Here is a 14,836-nt window from a genome sequence, read left to right as displayed (position 1 = left end):
TCGTCAGGCGGAAATGCCGTCGATCCGGGCCATGGCGTCCTCCGCGCCGAACGGCTGCAAGTACGGCAGCCAGCGCGGGTCCCTATGCCCGGTGCCGATGATGCGCCAGGCGAGACCGGTGGGCGGGGCGGGTTTGTGGCGCAGCCGCCAGCCGATTTCGAACAGGTGTCGGTCGGCCTTCACGTGGTTGCAGCGGCGGCACGAGGCCACCACGTTGTCCCAGACGTGCTTGCCCCCGCGGCTGCGCGGGATGACGTGGTCGACGCTGGTTGCGACGCCACCGCAGTACATGCACCGGCCCCCGTCGCGCGCGAAGAGCGCCCTGCGGGTCAGAGGAACGGGCCCCCGATAGGGAACCCGGACGAATCGCTTGAGCCGGACCACGCTGGGTGCGGGGACTGTGACGGTTGCGCTGTGCATGAAGGCGCCGGACTCCTCGAGGCATACGGCCTTGTTCTCGAGGACGAGGACGAGCGCGCGGCGGAGCGGTACGACGCCGAGCGGCTCGTACGACGCGTTCAGGACCAGGACATGCGGCACGGATGCCTCCTTGGGCGTCGGCGGCGCGTGGCTCGCGCCGGGACGATCTGTAGTCAGTCTCCCCTCTTGCCTGGTGAAAGCGCCACCATGTCCCGGTAACGGGCTGGGAGTGTTTTCGACCACATCTGATTCATCCCCAGGATGGGGAACGGTTCATCCCTCCAGTTCATCCCCACGTGGGCACGGTTCCTCCCTTGAACATGGCGACGATCCACACACGATGCCCCGATAGTGTGGTGGGCCTGCCCCACCGGTGACCTTTTCGTGACCTTGACCGCCTGCCGGTGGGACGGACCGCTGCACCTGGAGGTACCTGCCGTGTCCTTGCCCGCCGACCTACTGGCCGCCGGTTCGTCCCCGTCGCCGTCCCCCTCGGAGACGACGACTCCGGCGGTGCCCTCGATCCAGGACGCCCAGGAGAGCGCGACCCAGGCCGCGAGCTGGTTCGAGGAGAACTGGTCGACCTGGCTCGCCACAGGTCTGAAGATCGTGCTGATCCTGGTGATCGCGGCGGTGCTGAGAATGGCGATCCGGCGGGCGATCACCAAGCTCATAGACCGGATGAACCGCACGGCGCAGGCGGTGGACGGCACGGCCCTCGGCGGCCTGCTGGTCAACGTCGAGCGCCGCCGTCAGCGCTCGCAGGCCATCGGCTCGGTCCTGCGCTCGGTGGCGAGCTTCCTGATCATGGGCACCGCGGCCCTGATGATCCTCTCCACCTTCGACATCAACCTGGCCCCGCTGCTGGCCTCCGCCGGTGTGGCGGGCGTGGCGATCGGCTTCGGCGCCCGCAACCTGGTCACCGACTTCCTCTCCGGCGTCTTCATGATCCTGGAGGACCAGTACGGCGTCGGCGACGCGATCGACGCGGGCGTGGCATCCGGCGAGGTCATCGAGGTCGGCCTGCGCGTGACCAAGCTGCGCGGCGACAACGGCGAGATCTGGTACGTCCGCAACGGCGAGGTCAAGCGGATCGGCAACCTCTCGCAGGGCTGGTCGACGGCCGGCGTGGACGTCACGGTCCGCTCCTCCGAGGACCTGGACAAGGTCAAGCGCAGCATCGGCGAGGTCGCCGAGAAGATGAGCAAGGAGGAGCCCTGGAACGAGCTCCTCTGGGGCCCGATCGAGGTCCTCGGCCTGGACAGCGTGCTGCTGGACTCGATGGTCGTACGGGTGTCCGCGAAGACGATGCCCGGCAAGTCCCTGACGGTGGAACGCGAGCTGCGCTGGCGCATCAAGCGCGCCTTCGACGCCGCGGACATCCCGCTCGTCGGCCGCGCCCCCCTCACCACGGAGGAGGCGGCCGCGACCGACCCGACGGCGGGCATGGCGGCTCCGTCGGCGTACGCCAACACGTCCTCTCCGCAGGCCCAGGCGGCTACGCCGCTGGCGCCGCCGAGCGTGACGAAGTAGGCGGGGGGACGGAAGCGGGGGCAGCCGTACGGCGACGGTCACGCGCGGTCAGCGGGCACGTACCTCAGTCGACCCACTCCCGCCACCGTGGCCAAGGCCGCTCACACCGCCCCTCAGCGATCGCCTTCTCGTACTCCCGCCGGCCGAGTTCCTCCAACTCACGCTCGGTCGCAGGCTTGCTGCCGATGGTGGTGACCTGGGAGAAGACGATCAAGCACTCGCCGTGCGATACGGGCCGTGTCGCCCAGAAGACGAAGGACACGCCCGCGATGATCACGGCGAGCGAGGCGAGGGCGAGCAGCGCACGGCGGCGGTCACGCGTCATCCGCGCAGCCTAGCCGCGCCCGATCACAGCGCCGCCAGAACCGGTCATCGCGCCCAGGGGGGCGTCCTGTACAACCTTTGGTTGTCCAACGTGAGGTGGGGCCGGGCATGGCGGGCAAGGGGTCGTTGGGGCAGGGTTTCGGGTGGCTGTGGGCGGCATACGGGGTCAGTACGTTCGGGACCCGGCTCGCCTTCGACGCGTTCCCGATCATCGCCGTCGTCGTGCTGCACGCCGGGGCGACCGAGGTGGCGCTGCTGGCGGCCTCGGGGCTCGCGGTGGGGGCGGCGATGGCGGTGCCGCTCGGGGCGTGGGTGGAGCTGCGCCGGAAGCGGCCGGTGATGATCGCGGCGGACCTGATCCGGTGCGCGGCGCTGCTGAGCATCCCCGCCGCCTTCGCGCTGGACGGGCTCGGCCTCGGCCAGTTGCTGGTGGTGTCGGTGGTGGTCGCCGCGGCGGACATTACGTTCACCGCGGCGAGCGGGGCGTATCTGAAGTCCCTCGTGGCGCCGGAGGACCTGCTCGTGGCGAACGGCCGCTTCGAGGCCACGACATGGACGGCCACCGCGCTCGGCCCGCCGCTCGGCGGGGTGGCGATCGGTGTCTTCGGCCCCATGGCGACGGTGCTGGCGGACGCGGCCAGCTATCTGCTGTCGGCGCTGGGGATCCGGGCGATCGGCGGTAAGGAAAGGCAACAGACCCGCCCTGACGCGCCCTCGGGCCTGCGGGTGAGCGACCTCCCGGCGGGCTGGCGGCACATCCTCACCCACCCCACACTGCGCCCGCTGTTCCTCAACACGATCCTGGTCAACGCCCTGATCATGGCGCCGGCCCCGGTGCTCGCCGTCCTCATGCTCGGCCAACTCGGCTTCACCCCCTGGCAGTACGGCCTCGCCTTCGCCGTCCCGTGCCTCGGCGGCCTGCTGGGCTCCCGCCTGTCGCGGCGCCTGGTCGCCCGGTGCGGCCGACACCGGGTCCTGCTCACCGCCGGTACCCTGCGCGCCTGCTGGTCCGTCGGCCTGGCCTTCGTCGGGCCGGGCACGTCCGGCCTCCTGCTCGTCATGGTCGTCGAGTTCGGCCTGATCACCTGCGTGGGCGTCTTCAACCCGGTGCTCGCCACCACCCGCCTCGACCGGACCCCGTCGGACCGGATCACCCGCACCTTGTCGGCATGGCAGGTCACGGGCCGGACCACGACCGCGGCCATGACGGCGCTGTGGGGCCTGCTGGCGGCGCTGACCGGCCCCCGCGCCGCGATCGCCCTCGCCGGGGTCCTGCTGCTGGCGACTCCGCTGCTGCTCCCCCGGCACGAGCGCGCACCGCAGCACAGCACCACCGGGTAACGACGGTCACGACGGTCACGACTCGGGTCCTGGTATAGACCTCTCTTGACGCCGCCTTCTCCTCGGGTCTACCTTCCTGGACAACACGATAGGAAACTTTCCTAACAGTGATCCGATGGACTTCCGTCGTAGATCGCTGAGAAGCTGGTCAGCCGAAAGGCAGGTGTCGCCCCCATGGCAGGAACCGCCGGTACGCCGGGCACCCCGCGCGTCCTGCGCGCCATGAACGACCGTGCCGCCCTGGACCTCCTCCTGGAGCACGGGCCGCTGTCCCGCACGCGGATCGGCAAGCTCACCGGCCTCTCCAAGCCGACCGCCTCCCAGCTGCTCGCCCGCCTCGAAGCCGCCGGCCTCGTCCTGGCCACCGGCACCACGGAGGGCCGGCCCGGCCCGGGCGCCCAGCTGTACGAGGTCAATCCGGCCGCCGCGTACGCCGCGGGACTCGACGTCACCCCCGAACGCATCCTCGCCGCCGTCGCCGACATCACCGGCCGCACGGTGGGGTCGTACGAACTGCCCACCCCCGGCAGGCGGCCGACGCAGCCCGTCGTCCGGCAGGTCACCGACGCCCTCGACGGCGCGGTGAAGGCGGCGGGCCTCGCCCGCGACGACGTCCGCCGGCTCGTCATCGGCACCCCCGGCGCCTTCGACCCCAACACGGGCCGGCTGCGCTACGCCTCCCACCTCCCCGGCTGGCACACCCCCGCGCTCCTGGACGAAGTCGCCGCCGCCCTGCCGATGCCGGTCGAGTACGAGAACGACGTCAACCTCGTGGCGGTGGCCGAGCAGCGGCTCGGCGCGGCTCGCGGCCACGAGGACTTCGTGCTGCTGTGGAACGAGGGCGGCCTCGGTGCCGCCCTGGTCCTCGGCGGGCGCCTGCACCGCGGCTGGACCGGTGGCGCGGGCGAGGTGGGTTTCCTGCCGGTTCCGGGCGCACCCCTGGTCCGCCAGGTAACCAAAGCCAACAGTGGCGGCTACCAGGAGCTGGCCGGTTCGCAGGCGATCCCCCGACTCGCACGCGAACTCGGCATGACGAACATCCCGTCGGGGCCGTACACCGAGGCCGCCGCCCAACTCGTCGAACGGGCCGCCGCGGAGGACACCGTCCTGAACCGGCTCCTCCTGGAGACCTACGCGACCCGGCTGGCCACGGGTCTCGCTTCCCTGGTCTCCGTCCTCGACCCCGAACTGGTCGTCCTCAGCGGCGCCTCCCTCACGTCCGGCGGCGAGGTGCTGCGCACCCTCGTCCAGGCCGAACTGGAGGAGCTGGCCGCGTCCCGGCCCCGGCTCGTCGTCGGCGACGTCCGTGAACACCCCGTGTTGCGGGGCGCGTTGGAGAGCGCGCTCGCGACCACGCGTGACGAGGTCTTCGACACCGCACGCTGAGCGCCCGCCCCGCCGGCGCACCTCAACACACCCACCGACCCACCCCCCGCCTTCCTTCACCCACACCTGTCCCGCCTTTGGGAGACCTCGCCATGCCCGGAAAGTCCTGGAAAGTCATACCCTCAGCGTCCCGCAAGGCGGCCACCGCCCTGGCCGCATCCGCCTCCCTGGCCCTCCTGGCAACGGCCTGTACCGGCCAGTCGGCGTCCGGTGCCGACGACGATCCCGACGCCAGGACGACGATCACCTTCTGGCACGGCTGGAGCGCTCCCGCCGAGGTCAAGGCGATCCAGGCGAACGTCGACCGCTTCGAGAAGGACCACCCGAACATCACGGTGAAGGTCGTCGGCAACATCAACGACGACAAGCTCAACCAGGCGCTGCGCGCGGGCGGTTCGAACGGGCCGGACGTGGTGTCGTCGTTCACGACCTCCAACATCGGCAAGTTCTGTTCCTCGGGCGCCTTCCTCGACCTGAAGCCGTTCATCGAGAAGTCGAAGCTCGACCTCGACAAGACCATCCCGAAGCCGATGCTGGACTACACCCAGTTCGAGGGCACCCGCTGCGCCCTGCCCCTGCTGGGCGACGCCTACGGCCTCTACTACAACAAGGACGCCTTCGAGAAGGCCGGCATCAAGTCCCCGCCGAAGACCTGGTCGGAGTTCGCGAAGGTCGCCAAGAAGCTGACGAAGACCAAGGGCGACAGTTACGAGCAGCTCGGGTTCATGCCGACGTACCACGGCTACGAGACGGTCGTCGATCACTACATGTCCCAGTGGGACCACGCCTACTTCGACGCCGACGGCAAGTCCAACATCGCCAAGGACCCGGCCTTCGCCGAGATGTTCACCTACCAGAAGAAGCTCGTCGACGACCTCGGCGGCTTCGCGAAGCTGGAGAAGTACCGCAACACCTTCGGTGACGAGTGGGGCGCCAAGCACCCGTTCCAGACCGGCCAGGTGGCCATGCAGCTCGACGGCGAGTGGCGCCTCGGCATGGCGAAGGACGCAGGCGTCGACTTCGAGATCGGCACCGCCCCGATGCCCGTCGCGGACGACGAGGTCGACGAGTACGGCAAGGGCTTCCTCTCCGGCACGATCATCGGCATCGCCCCGCAGAGCGAGAAGCAGAACGCGGCCTGGGAGCTGGTGAAGTACCTGACGACCGACACCGAGGCCGTCGTGTCCTTCGCCAACGCCATCCACAACGTGCCGTCCACCTTCGCGGCCCTGAAGTCGCCCGACCTGAAGGTGGACCCCGGTTTCAAGACGTTCCTGGAGATCGCCCAGAACCCGCACTCGAACACCCCGCCGGCCTCCGTCAACGGCTCGACGTACCAGACGACGCTCCAGGACTTCGGCTACCAGTACGAGTCGGGCAAGGTGAAGGACCTGAAAGCCGGTCTGGAGAAGACCGCCCGGCAGATCGACACCGACATCGAGCAGGCGAAGTAGCGCCCGATGTCCACGCACACTCTCCGCACTCTCCGCGCGAAGCGCCGCAGGTCGGCGCTTCGGACGGTGGCCTTCCTGTCACCGTGGCTCATCGGGTTCGGCGTCTTCTTCGCCTATCCGCTGGTGTCCACCGTGTACTTCTCGCTGATGAAGTACGACGGTTTCGGCACACCGGCCTTCCGCGGCCTGGGCAACTGGGCCTACGTCTTCGAGGACTACCCGCTGTTCTGGCCGGCGCTGCGCAACACGCTCTGGCTGGTGCTGGTGATGGTGACCTGCCGGGTCGTGTTCGGGCTCGGCATCGGCCTGCTGATCACGAAGATCAAGACCGGCCCGGGGGTCTTCCGCACCCTCTTCTACCTGCCGTACCTCGCCCCGCCGGTCGCCGCGACCCTGGCGTTCGTCTTCCTCCTCAACCCCGGCACCGGCCCCGTCAACTCGGTCCTGGACGGCCTGGGCCTGCCCACACCCGGCTGGTTCACGGACCCCGCCTGGTCCAAGCCGGCCCTCACCGCGCTGGCGCTGTGGGGCGTCGGCGACCTCATGGTCATCTTCATGGCCGCGCTGCTCGACGTGCCGAAGGAGCAGTACGAGGCCGCGGAGCTGGACGGGACGTCGGCCTGGCAGCGGTTCCGGTTCGTCACCCTGCCGAACATCTCGCCGATCGTCATGTTCGCCGTCGTCACGGGCGTGATCCAGACGATGCAGTACTACACACAGCCGCTGGTGGCCGGGAAGGTCGCCTCCGGCATCATCGGCGGCTCCGGCCAGCAGTTCGAGCCGGGCTACCCGGACAAGTCCACGCTGACCCTCCCCCAGCTCGTCTACAACCTCGGCTTCCAGCGCTTCGACTACGGCTCGGCCTGCGTGGTCGCGCTGGTGCTGTTCGCGCTGGCCATGGCGTTCACCGCGCTGCTGATGCGGCGCCGGGGCGGACTGATGCAGGCAGGTGACTGACCATGAGCCAGGTACTGGACAAACCAGTTCAGTTGGGAACCCCAACAGTCGCTGAGCGCACGGCCCGCCGCAGGGCGCTCCTGGAATGGATAGCAATCCATTCCCTCGGCATAGCGGCCGCGCTCTTCTTCACTCTCCCCTTCCTGTTCGTCGTCCTGACCTCGCTGATGAGCGACCAGCAGGCACTCACCCGCGACCTGGTCCCGGACACCTGGGAGTGGGGCAACTACACCAAGGTCTTCGACACACCCGGCTTCCTGACCTGGTGGAAGAACACCCTGGTCTACGCCGGTCTGGGCACGGTCCTCACCGTCGTGTCGTCGGTCCCGGTGGCGTACGCGCTCGCCAAGTTCCGCTTCCGCGGCCGGAACCTGTCCTTGATGCTGGTCATCTCGATGATGATGCTGCCGCCCCAGGTGATCATCATCCCGATGTACCTGTTCTGGGCGAAGCAGCTGGACCTCTCGGGGACCCTCTGGCCCCTGATCATCCCGATGGCGTTCGGAGACGCGTTCTCGATCTTCCTCCTGCGCCAGTTCCTGATGACGATCCCGAACGAGTACCTGGACGCGGCACGGGTCGACGGCTGCGGTGAACTCCGCACACTCCTGCGGGTGGTCCTTCCCATGGCGAAACCGGGCATAGCCGCTGTGGCCCTGTTCCAGTTCTTCTACGCGTGGAACGACTACTTCGGCCCTCAGATCTACGCGTCCGAGAACCCGGGCGCCTGGACGCTCTCCTACGGCCTGGAGTCCTTCAAGGGCGCACACCACACCGACTGGAACCTGACCATGGCCGCGACCGTACTGGTCATGGCCCCCGTGATCCTCGTGTTCTTCTTCGCCCAGAAGGCGTTCGTAGAGGGCGTCACGCTCACCGGAGTAAAGGGTTGAACCACCTATGAAACTCACTGTGGTCGGCGGAGGCTCGACCTACACCCCGAACTCATCGACGGCTTCGCCCGCCTCCGGGACACCCTGCCCATAGAGGAACTGGTCCTGATGGACCCGGCGACGGACCGCCTGGAACTGGTGGGTGGCCTGGCCCGCCGTATCTTCGCCCGCCAGGGTCACAACGGCACGATCACCACCACGACAGACCTGGACGCGGCGGTGGACGGCGCGGACGCGGTCCTCCTCCAGCTCCGCGTGGGCGGCCAGGCGGCCCGCGAGCAGGACGAGACCTGGCCCCTGGACTGCGGCTGCGTGGGCCAGGAGACGACGGGCGCGGGCGGCCTGGCGAAGGCCCTGCGCACCGTGCCCGTGGTCCTCGACATCGCGGACCGGGTCCGCCGTACCAACCCCACCGCATGGATCATCGACTTCACCAACCCGGTCGGCATCGTGACCCGGGCCCTGCTCCAGGCGGGTCACAAGGCGGTCGGCCTGTGCAACGTGGCAATCGGTTTCCAGCGCAAGTTCGCGGCCATGCTCGGCGTGACGCCCGCCGACGTCCACCTCGACCACGTGGGCCTGAACCACCTCACCTGGGAGACCGGGGTACGCCTGGGAGGCCCCGAGGGCGAGAACGTGCTGCCGAAACTGCTGGCCGGCCACGGCGACACCATCGCCGCCGACCTGCACCTCCCCCGCCCCCTCCTGGACCGCCTGGGCGTGGTGCCGTCGTACTACCTGCGTTACTACTACGCCCACGACGAGGTGGTGCGAGAACTGCGCACCAAACCCTCGCGCGCCGCGGAAGTGGCGGAAATGGAAAGAAGGTTGCTCACCCTCTACGCCGACCCCGCCCTCGACGTGAAGCCGGAGCTGCTCTCCAAGAGGGGCGGCGCGTACTACTCGGAGGCCGCGGTGGACCTGGCGGCCGCGCTGCTGAACGGCGCCGGCAGCCCGTACCAGGTGGTCAACACCTACAACAAGGGCACACTCCCCTTCCTCCCCGACGACGCGGTGATCGAGGTACAGGCCGGGGTGGGGCCGAGGGGCGCGCTCCCTCTCCCGATCCCGGCCCTGGACCCCCTGTACGCGGGCCTGATGGCCCAGGTGACGGCCTACGAGGACCTGGCCCTCGACGCGGCCCTGCACGGCGGCCGTACCCGAGTCTTCAAGGCCCTGCTCTCCCACCCCCTGATCGGCCAGTACGCGTACGCGGAGAAGCTCACCGACCAACTGATCGCACACAACCGGGAGCACCTCGCGTGGGCATGACCGCATGTGTCCTCGCCGTGGACGCGGGCAACAGCAAGACCGACGTGGCGGTGGTGGCGGCCGACGGAACCGTGCTGGCCACGGCCCGCGGAGGGGGATTCCGCCCGCCGACAGTAGGCGTGGAGCCGGCGATGGACACCCTCGCCGAAGCGGTGGCAGAGGCCTTCACCGCGGCAGGCGTCACCCGCGCCGACCACGTCTCGGCCTGCCTGGCGAACGCCGACTTCCCGGTGGAGGAGGAGCAACTGGCGACCGCGCTGCACGCACGCGCGTGGGGCGCGACCGTCGACGTCCGCAACGACACCTTCGCCATCCTCCGGGCGGGCGTGCCGGAACCCCGCGGTGTGGCCGTCGTCTGCGGCGCCGGCATCAACTGCGTGGGCATGCGGCCCGACGGCCGTACGGCCCGCTTCCCGGCGCTGGGCCGTATCTCCGGCGACTGGGGCGGCGGCTGGGGGCTGTCGGAGGAGGCCCTGTGGCACGCGGCCCGGGCGGAGGACGGCCGCGGAGGGCCCACGGCGTTGGCACACACCCTCCCCGCCCACTTCGGCCTGCCGACGATGTACGCCCTGATCGAGGCCCTGCACCTCGAACACATCGCCCCCGCCCGCCGCCACGAACTGACCCCGGTCCTGTTCAGCACGGCCGCGGCCGGGGACCCGGTCGCCCGCGAGCTCGTCGACCGCCTGGCCGACGAGGTGGTGACGATGGCAACGGTCGCCCTGACCCGGCTGGACCTGCTGGAGGAGGAGACACCGGTGCTGCTGGGCGGGGGTGTCCTGGCGGCGCGGCACCCCCGACTGATCGACGGCATCCGGGACTTGCTCAACTCCCGAGCCCCCAAGGCGGAACTGGGGGTGGTCACGGCGAGTCCGGTGCTGGGGGCGGCGTTGCTGGGACTGGACCGGGTGGGGGCGGAGGCGGAGGTGCATGAGCGGGTACGCACCCACTTCGAATCCTGAACGCCGGCCCGCATGTCTCGGCCCGTCCGGCGTTTGAGGACAAGGCCCGTTCAGGGCCGAAGCGGGGGTCTGGGGGCCGCAGGCCCCCAGGGGAACCGAACTGATTCCCGCCGCGTGTTCATGGGCAGGGGGTGTGCGGGGATCCCTGCCCAGCCGCCGGCAGGCATTCCGCTGCGATCCGATCAAGATCCAGTGAAGCCCGGTGCGGATGTCAGTCCCGGCAGCGATACTTGCCGCGACGGATGACCACGGGGGAGGTCAGCAGTGACACAGACGCCGAAGAGCGCGGCACCACCACCGGAACACGCCCCGGCGCCCGGCGCGCCCACCCTGACGTCCGTACCGCCACAGCCCGCCCGGCCCGCCACGCCCCCGGCCTCCCCCACCGCACCGGCCGCGGGGCCCCGCCGCACCGCCTTCGCCGAGGGCCTCGACCAGCTCCGCGCGGCCGCCACCACCGAGCCCGGCCGCCTGCGGATCATCGGCGCCCTGCTCGCCCTCCTCGTGGTCGCCTTCGGTGCCGTGGCCGCCTGGCAGATGACCGAGCGGGCGAGCGCCGCCGACGACGTTCTCCACCGCAGCCAGCCCCTCAGCTCGGACGCGGCCGACATCTACCGCTCCCTGGCGGACGCCAACACCGCGGCGGCCAGCGGCTATCTCGCGGGCCTGCAGGAAAAGCCCGCGATGCGCGAGGGCTACGAGAGGGACATCCGCACGGCGGCCTCGAAACTCGTCACCGCCGCCGCCAACTCCGAACCGGGTTCCACCTCGGCCAACACCATCGCCGAACTCAGCAGACTGCTGCCGCAGTACAAGGGCCTGATCGAGACGGCGAGGGCCAACAACCGCCAGGGCTACCCCGTGGGCGGCGCCTATCTGCGCGCGGCGAACGAGATGATGCAGCAGAAGATGCTGCCGGCCGCCGAGAAGCTCCACCAGACGGAGAACCAGCGCCTGCGCGACGACTACGCCGACGCGAAGTCGTTCCCCTGGGCCGCGGCCGGCCTCGGCCTCCTCGCCCTGGCCGCCCTCGCCTGGGCCCAGCGCCGCAACTACCGGCGCACCAACCGGGTCCTGAACCACGGCCTGGTCACCGCCACGGCCGCCTCCACCGTGGTCCTGCTGTGGCTGACCGTGGGCCACACCGTCGCGCGCGCGGGCCTGACCGACTCCTACGACCACGGCGTCCGCTCGCTCAACGTGCTGCACGAGGCCCGCATCGCCTCCCTGACCGCCCGCAGCGACGAGAACCTGAACCTGGTCCGCCGCGGCGCGGACACCACGACGCTCGACGACGGCACGGTGGTGGACGCGTACGAGTGGGGCTACGACCAGGAGATCGAACAGCTCGGCAAGGCGCTCGTCCGCGCCGAGGGCCTCGCCGACGACACGGCGGGGAAGAAGCCCGTTCAGGACGCGAACGGCTTCATGAAGATCTGGAAGGACCGCCACGTCATCGCCCGCGACGACAACAACTCGGGCAACTACCAGGCCGCCCGCGACCGCGTCATCGGTGCCGCGAAGGAGCCGACGAGCGTGTGCTTCGACAATGTCGACAAGGCAATCGCGGCGGCGCTCAAGCACGAGCAGAACGAGTTCAAGCAGGCCGCGAGCGACGGCCGTGACTCGCTGACCGGCCTCCCGACCGGCGCCGCGGTCCTCGCGGTCCTGGGCGCGGCCGGCGCGGTGCTCGGCATCGGTCGCAGGCTCTCGGAGTACCGGTGAAAGGGGGCAGGACGATGAACGTACGCGACGACTCGGTTCGCCTCCGGGGTGCGGGCAGCCCGTGGCGGCGTCTGCGGGCCGGCCTGCGCGGCTGGGGCGGGGTGGGCGCGATGGCGTCCGTCTGCGCCCTGGCGGTGGTCTTCGCGCTGCTGCTGCCCCTGTCCCAGTACGACGGGGACGGCGGTACGGCCCTCGGGGGCCGGGGTGTCGCCCACAGCAGCCAGGTGCGGGCCGGGGACTGCGAGAAGCCGCAGGACAAGAGCCTGTCGCCGTCCGGCGGCGACGGAAAGACCCCGACCGTCGACGCCATCAAGGACCGCAAGGACCGGCGCCTGATCGTCGGCGTCGACACCAACAGCTACCGCTGGGGTTACCTCGACCCGAACAACCCCTCGGGTGAGCTGGAGGGGTTCGACATCGACCTGGTCCACCGGATCGCCCAGGACATCCTCGGCGACCGTGACGCGGTGCGGTTCAAGGCCATCCCGACCAGCCGCCGTGTCGAGGCGATCCAGAAGGGCGAGGTCGACATGGTGGTCCGCACCATGACGATCAACTGCGACCGTATCGAGCAAGTCGCCTTCTCCGCCCCCTACTTCGTGACCGGCCAGCAGGTCCTGGCGCCCAAGACCTCGACCATCACGGGCTACAACGACACTCTCGCCGGCAAGCGCATCTGCTCGGCGACGGGTTCCACGGCGTACGACAACCTCGAAGCGGGCAGGAAGAACCGCGACCTCCCCGCCTCCGCCGACATCAGGACCACCGTCCCCAACCAGCTCGACTGCCTGGTGAAGTTGCAACTCGGCGAGGTCGACGCGGTCGTGACGGACGGTGCGCTCGCCGCGAGTCAGGCCGCGCAGGATCCCACGGTGGAACTCAAGGGCGGACTGTTCACCGACGAGTACTACGGCGTGGCGATGAAACGGGGCTCCGACGATCTGGTACGCCAGGTCAACCGGACCCTGGAGGACTACGTCAAGGACGGCGGCTGGGAGGCGTCGTACGAGAAGTGGCTGCACCCGACGATGGACCAGGGCGACAAGAAGTCGGCGTCGGCGACTCCTCCCACAGCCCGGTACAAGTGACCGATCATCAACTGACGAACTGCCCATGACGAACAACCGATGACGAAGACCGACGAACTGACGCAGACTGACGAAGACCACTGACACAGACCACTGACGGAACACAACGCAGCGAGAGGTGATCGATGGGCGTCACGGACCCCGCCGGGCCGGTGATGGACCGGGACGAGGTGGACCGTGCGCTGGCGCGGCTCGGCGCGGAGCACGAGGCGATCGAGACCTCGCTTCTCGCCCTGCAGGACCACGCGGGCCGCAGACTTCTCGAGGGCGCCGAGCTCACGGGCGTCACCAAAGAGCGCTGGACGGCCGCGGAGGCGTCGATCACGCTGCTGTGGGCGTACTTCGACGCGTACACGGACGCGTTGCGCTCCGCCCGCGAGATCCGCTCCCGGCGCCGCTGGTCCAGCCGCGACGACCTGGTGGAGCTGACGGAACTGCTGCGCGGCGAGTCCGTGACGGTCGCGGGCTCGGCGGGGGCCACGGCGAACGCCCCGACCCTGCACGGCGGTTCGGGCAAGCTCAGCGAACAGTTCACCCTGGTCACCCTGGTGGACCGGATGAACGAGCTGTACGCGACCTCGCTGGACATGGTCGTCGCCGCCGACGCGGTCTGGTCGGCGCTGCCCGCCCGTATCGATTTACTGGCCGCGGAGCTCCAGCGCACCCGCCGGCTCGCGCACTCCGTGGGCGTACGCCCCGGCGAGCACCCGGCGGGCGACGACCTGGAGCGCATCACGCGCACACTCACCCACCTGCGCGCGCAGGTGGTGTCCGACCCGCTCGCCTACTGGGTCCCCACGCAAGGGAGTTCGGCACCCGGCGGGGGCAAGCCGGACACCACGGTCTACGACCGGGAAGCGCGCGCCCTGGAGGACGTACGCCGGGAGATCGACGCCGTCCTGACGGTCCGTCAGGACGCCGAGCAGCGTCTGATCAAACTGCGCGACGTGCTCTCCCGCGCGGACCGCACACTCGCCGAGGCCCGCACCGCGCGCGGCGAGGTGCTGGCGAAGATCGCCGCCACGGAGGTGCCGGTCGTCAGCGGCCCGCCGACCGCGCTGCAGGAGCAGCTGGCGACGGCCGCCGAGTACCGCAGACACGCCCAGTGGCACCGCCTGTCCCCGCTCCTGGAGTCCCTGGAGCAGAAGGCGGAGGACGAACTGCTGCGCGCCCGCGAGTCGTTGACCGCGGTCACCGCGCCCCTGGCGGTCCGCGCCGAGCTGCGCGGCCGCCTCGACGCGTACAAGGCGAAGGTCGCCCGGCACGGCCTGGCGGAGGACCCGTTCCTCATCGAGCGGTACGACGCGGCCCGCCGCATGCTGTGGAGCGCCCCCTGCGACCTGCGCGTCGCCGAACAGGCGGTCCTGCGCTACCAGCAGGCGGCCGCCGAACTGCTCGGCAGCCCGCGCGTGCCGGGTCCGCGCGGGACCGAGGACCGGCAGGGGCCGGGATCATGAGGGGCAGGGGGAACAGGGGGGAGT

The 14,836-nt window shown here is 70.1% G+C and carries 12 protein-coding genes and 1 pseudogene; 11 read left to right on the top strand and 2 right to left on the bottom strand.

Annotated features, from left to right (window positions below; translation table 11 throughout):
* Positions 1-3 precede the first annotated feature (3 nt).
* The gene (locus QQM39_RS29955; protein WP_030049754.1) at positions 4-540 is read right to left on the bottom strand and encodes an HNH endonuclease; all 537 of its coding nucleotides are present in this window, start codon (positions 538-540) and stop codon (positions 4-6) included.
* Between the two features lie 318 nt (positions 541-858).
* Between QQM39_RS29955 and QQM39_RS29950 the strand changes: the two genes are divergently transcribed.
* On the top strand, positions 859-1,953 hold the full coding sequence (locus tag QQM39_RS29950) for a mechanosensitive ion channel family protein (protein ID WP_302000662.1): 1,095 nt from the start codon (positions 859-861) through the stop codon (positions 1,951-1,953).
* Positions 1,954-2,017: 64 nt separating this feature from the next.
* Here the strand turns inward: QQM39_RS29950 and QQM39_RS29945 are convergent, their stop codons facing one another.
* Positions 2,018-2,278: a hypothetical protein gene (locus QQM39_RS29945; protein WP_302000661.1), complete on the bottom strand. Its 261-nt coding sequence runs from the start codon at positions 2,276-2,278 to the stop codon at positions 2,018-2,020.
* A gap of 107 nt (positions 2,279-2,385) precedes the next feature.
* On the opposite strand from QQM39_RS29945, the gene QQM39_RS29940 reads away from it, so the two are divergent.
* The 10 genes and pseudogenes from QQM39_RS29940 (at position 2,386) to QQM39_RS29895 (ending at position 14,812) form a co-directional block, all read left to right on the top strand.
* Positions 2,386-3,618, top strand: coding sequence for an MFS transporter (locus tag QQM39_RS29940; RefSeq protein ID WP_302000660.1), 1,233 nt, complete (start codon positions 2,386-2,388; stop codon positions 3,616-3,618).
* 174 nt (positions 3,619-3,792) lie between these two features.
* Positions 3,793-5,004 carry an ROK family transcriptional regulator gene (locus tag QQM39_RS29935; protein ID WP_302000659.1) on the top strand — a complete coding sequence of 404 codons (1,212 nt, stop codon included), beginning with the start codon at positions 3,793-3,795 and terminating at the stop codon, positions 5,002-5,004.
* A gap of 116 nt (positions 5,005-5,120) precedes the next feature.
* Positions 5,121-6,458 carry an ABC transporter substrate-binding protein gene (locus QQM39_RS29930; RefSeq protein WP_302003775.1) on the top strand — a complete coding sequence of 446 codons (1,338 nt, stop codon included), beginning with the start codon at positions 5,121-5,123 and terminating at the stop codon, positions 6,456-6,458.
* 6 nt (positions 6,459-6,464) lie between these two features.
* Complete coding sequence (locus QQM39_RS29925) at positions 6,465-7,415, top strand: carbohydrate ABC transporter permease (RefSeq protein WP_302000658.1); 951 nt, start codon at positions 6,465-6,467, stop codon at positions 7,413-7,415.
* 2 nt (positions 7,416-7,417) lie between these two features.
* Entirely contained in the window at positions 7,418-8,308 is an 891-nt protein-coding gene (locus QQM39_RS29920; RefSeq protein ID WP_302000657.1) for a carbohydrate ABC transporter permease, read from the top strand.
* 7 nt (positions 8,309-8,315) lie between these two features.
* Positions 8,316-9,580 (top strand): annotated as a pseudogene (locus QQM39_RS29915) (6-phospho-beta-glucosidase).
* Positions 9,571-10,542: an N-acetylglucosamine kinase gene (locus QQM39_RS29910; protein ID WP_302000656.1), complete on the top strand. Its 972-nt coding sequence runs from the start codon at positions 9,571-9,573 to the stop codon at positions 10,540-10,542. Before QQM39_RS29915 ends, QQM39_RS29910 begins: the two are co-directional and overlap by 10 nt.
* 264 nt (positions 10,543-10,806) lie before the next feature.
* Positions 10,807-12,267 (top strand): hypothetical protein, encoded by a 1,461-nt coding sequence (locus QQM39_RS29905; protein ID WP_302000655.1) that lies wholly within the window; start codon positions 10,807-10,809, stop codon positions 12,265-12,267.
* A 14-nt stretch (positions 12,268-12,281) separates the two neighbouring features.
* A complete protein-coding gene (locus tag QQM39_RS29900; RefSeq protein WP_302000654.1) occupies positions 12,282-13,355 on the top strand; it encodes a glutamate ABC transporter substrate-binding protein in 1,074 nt (357 codons plus the stop codon).
* Between the two features lie 125 nt (positions 13,356-13,480).
* Positions 13,481-14,812, top strand: coding sequence for a hypothetical protein (locus QQM39_RS29895; RefSeq protein WP_302000653.1), 1,332 nt, complete (start codon positions 13,481-13,483; stop codon positions 14,810-14,812).
* Positions 14,813-14,836: the final 24 nt, after the last annotated feature.

Source organism: Streptomyces sp. DT2A-34, from assembly GCF_030499515.1.
In the GTDB taxonomy this organism is placed as follows: Bacteria; Actinomycetota; Actinomycetes; order Streptomycetales; family Streptomycetaceae; genus Streptomyces.
The sequence above is the reverse complement of the archived record's forward strand: the minus strand, read 5'-3'. Positions and strand labels throughout refer to the sequence as shown.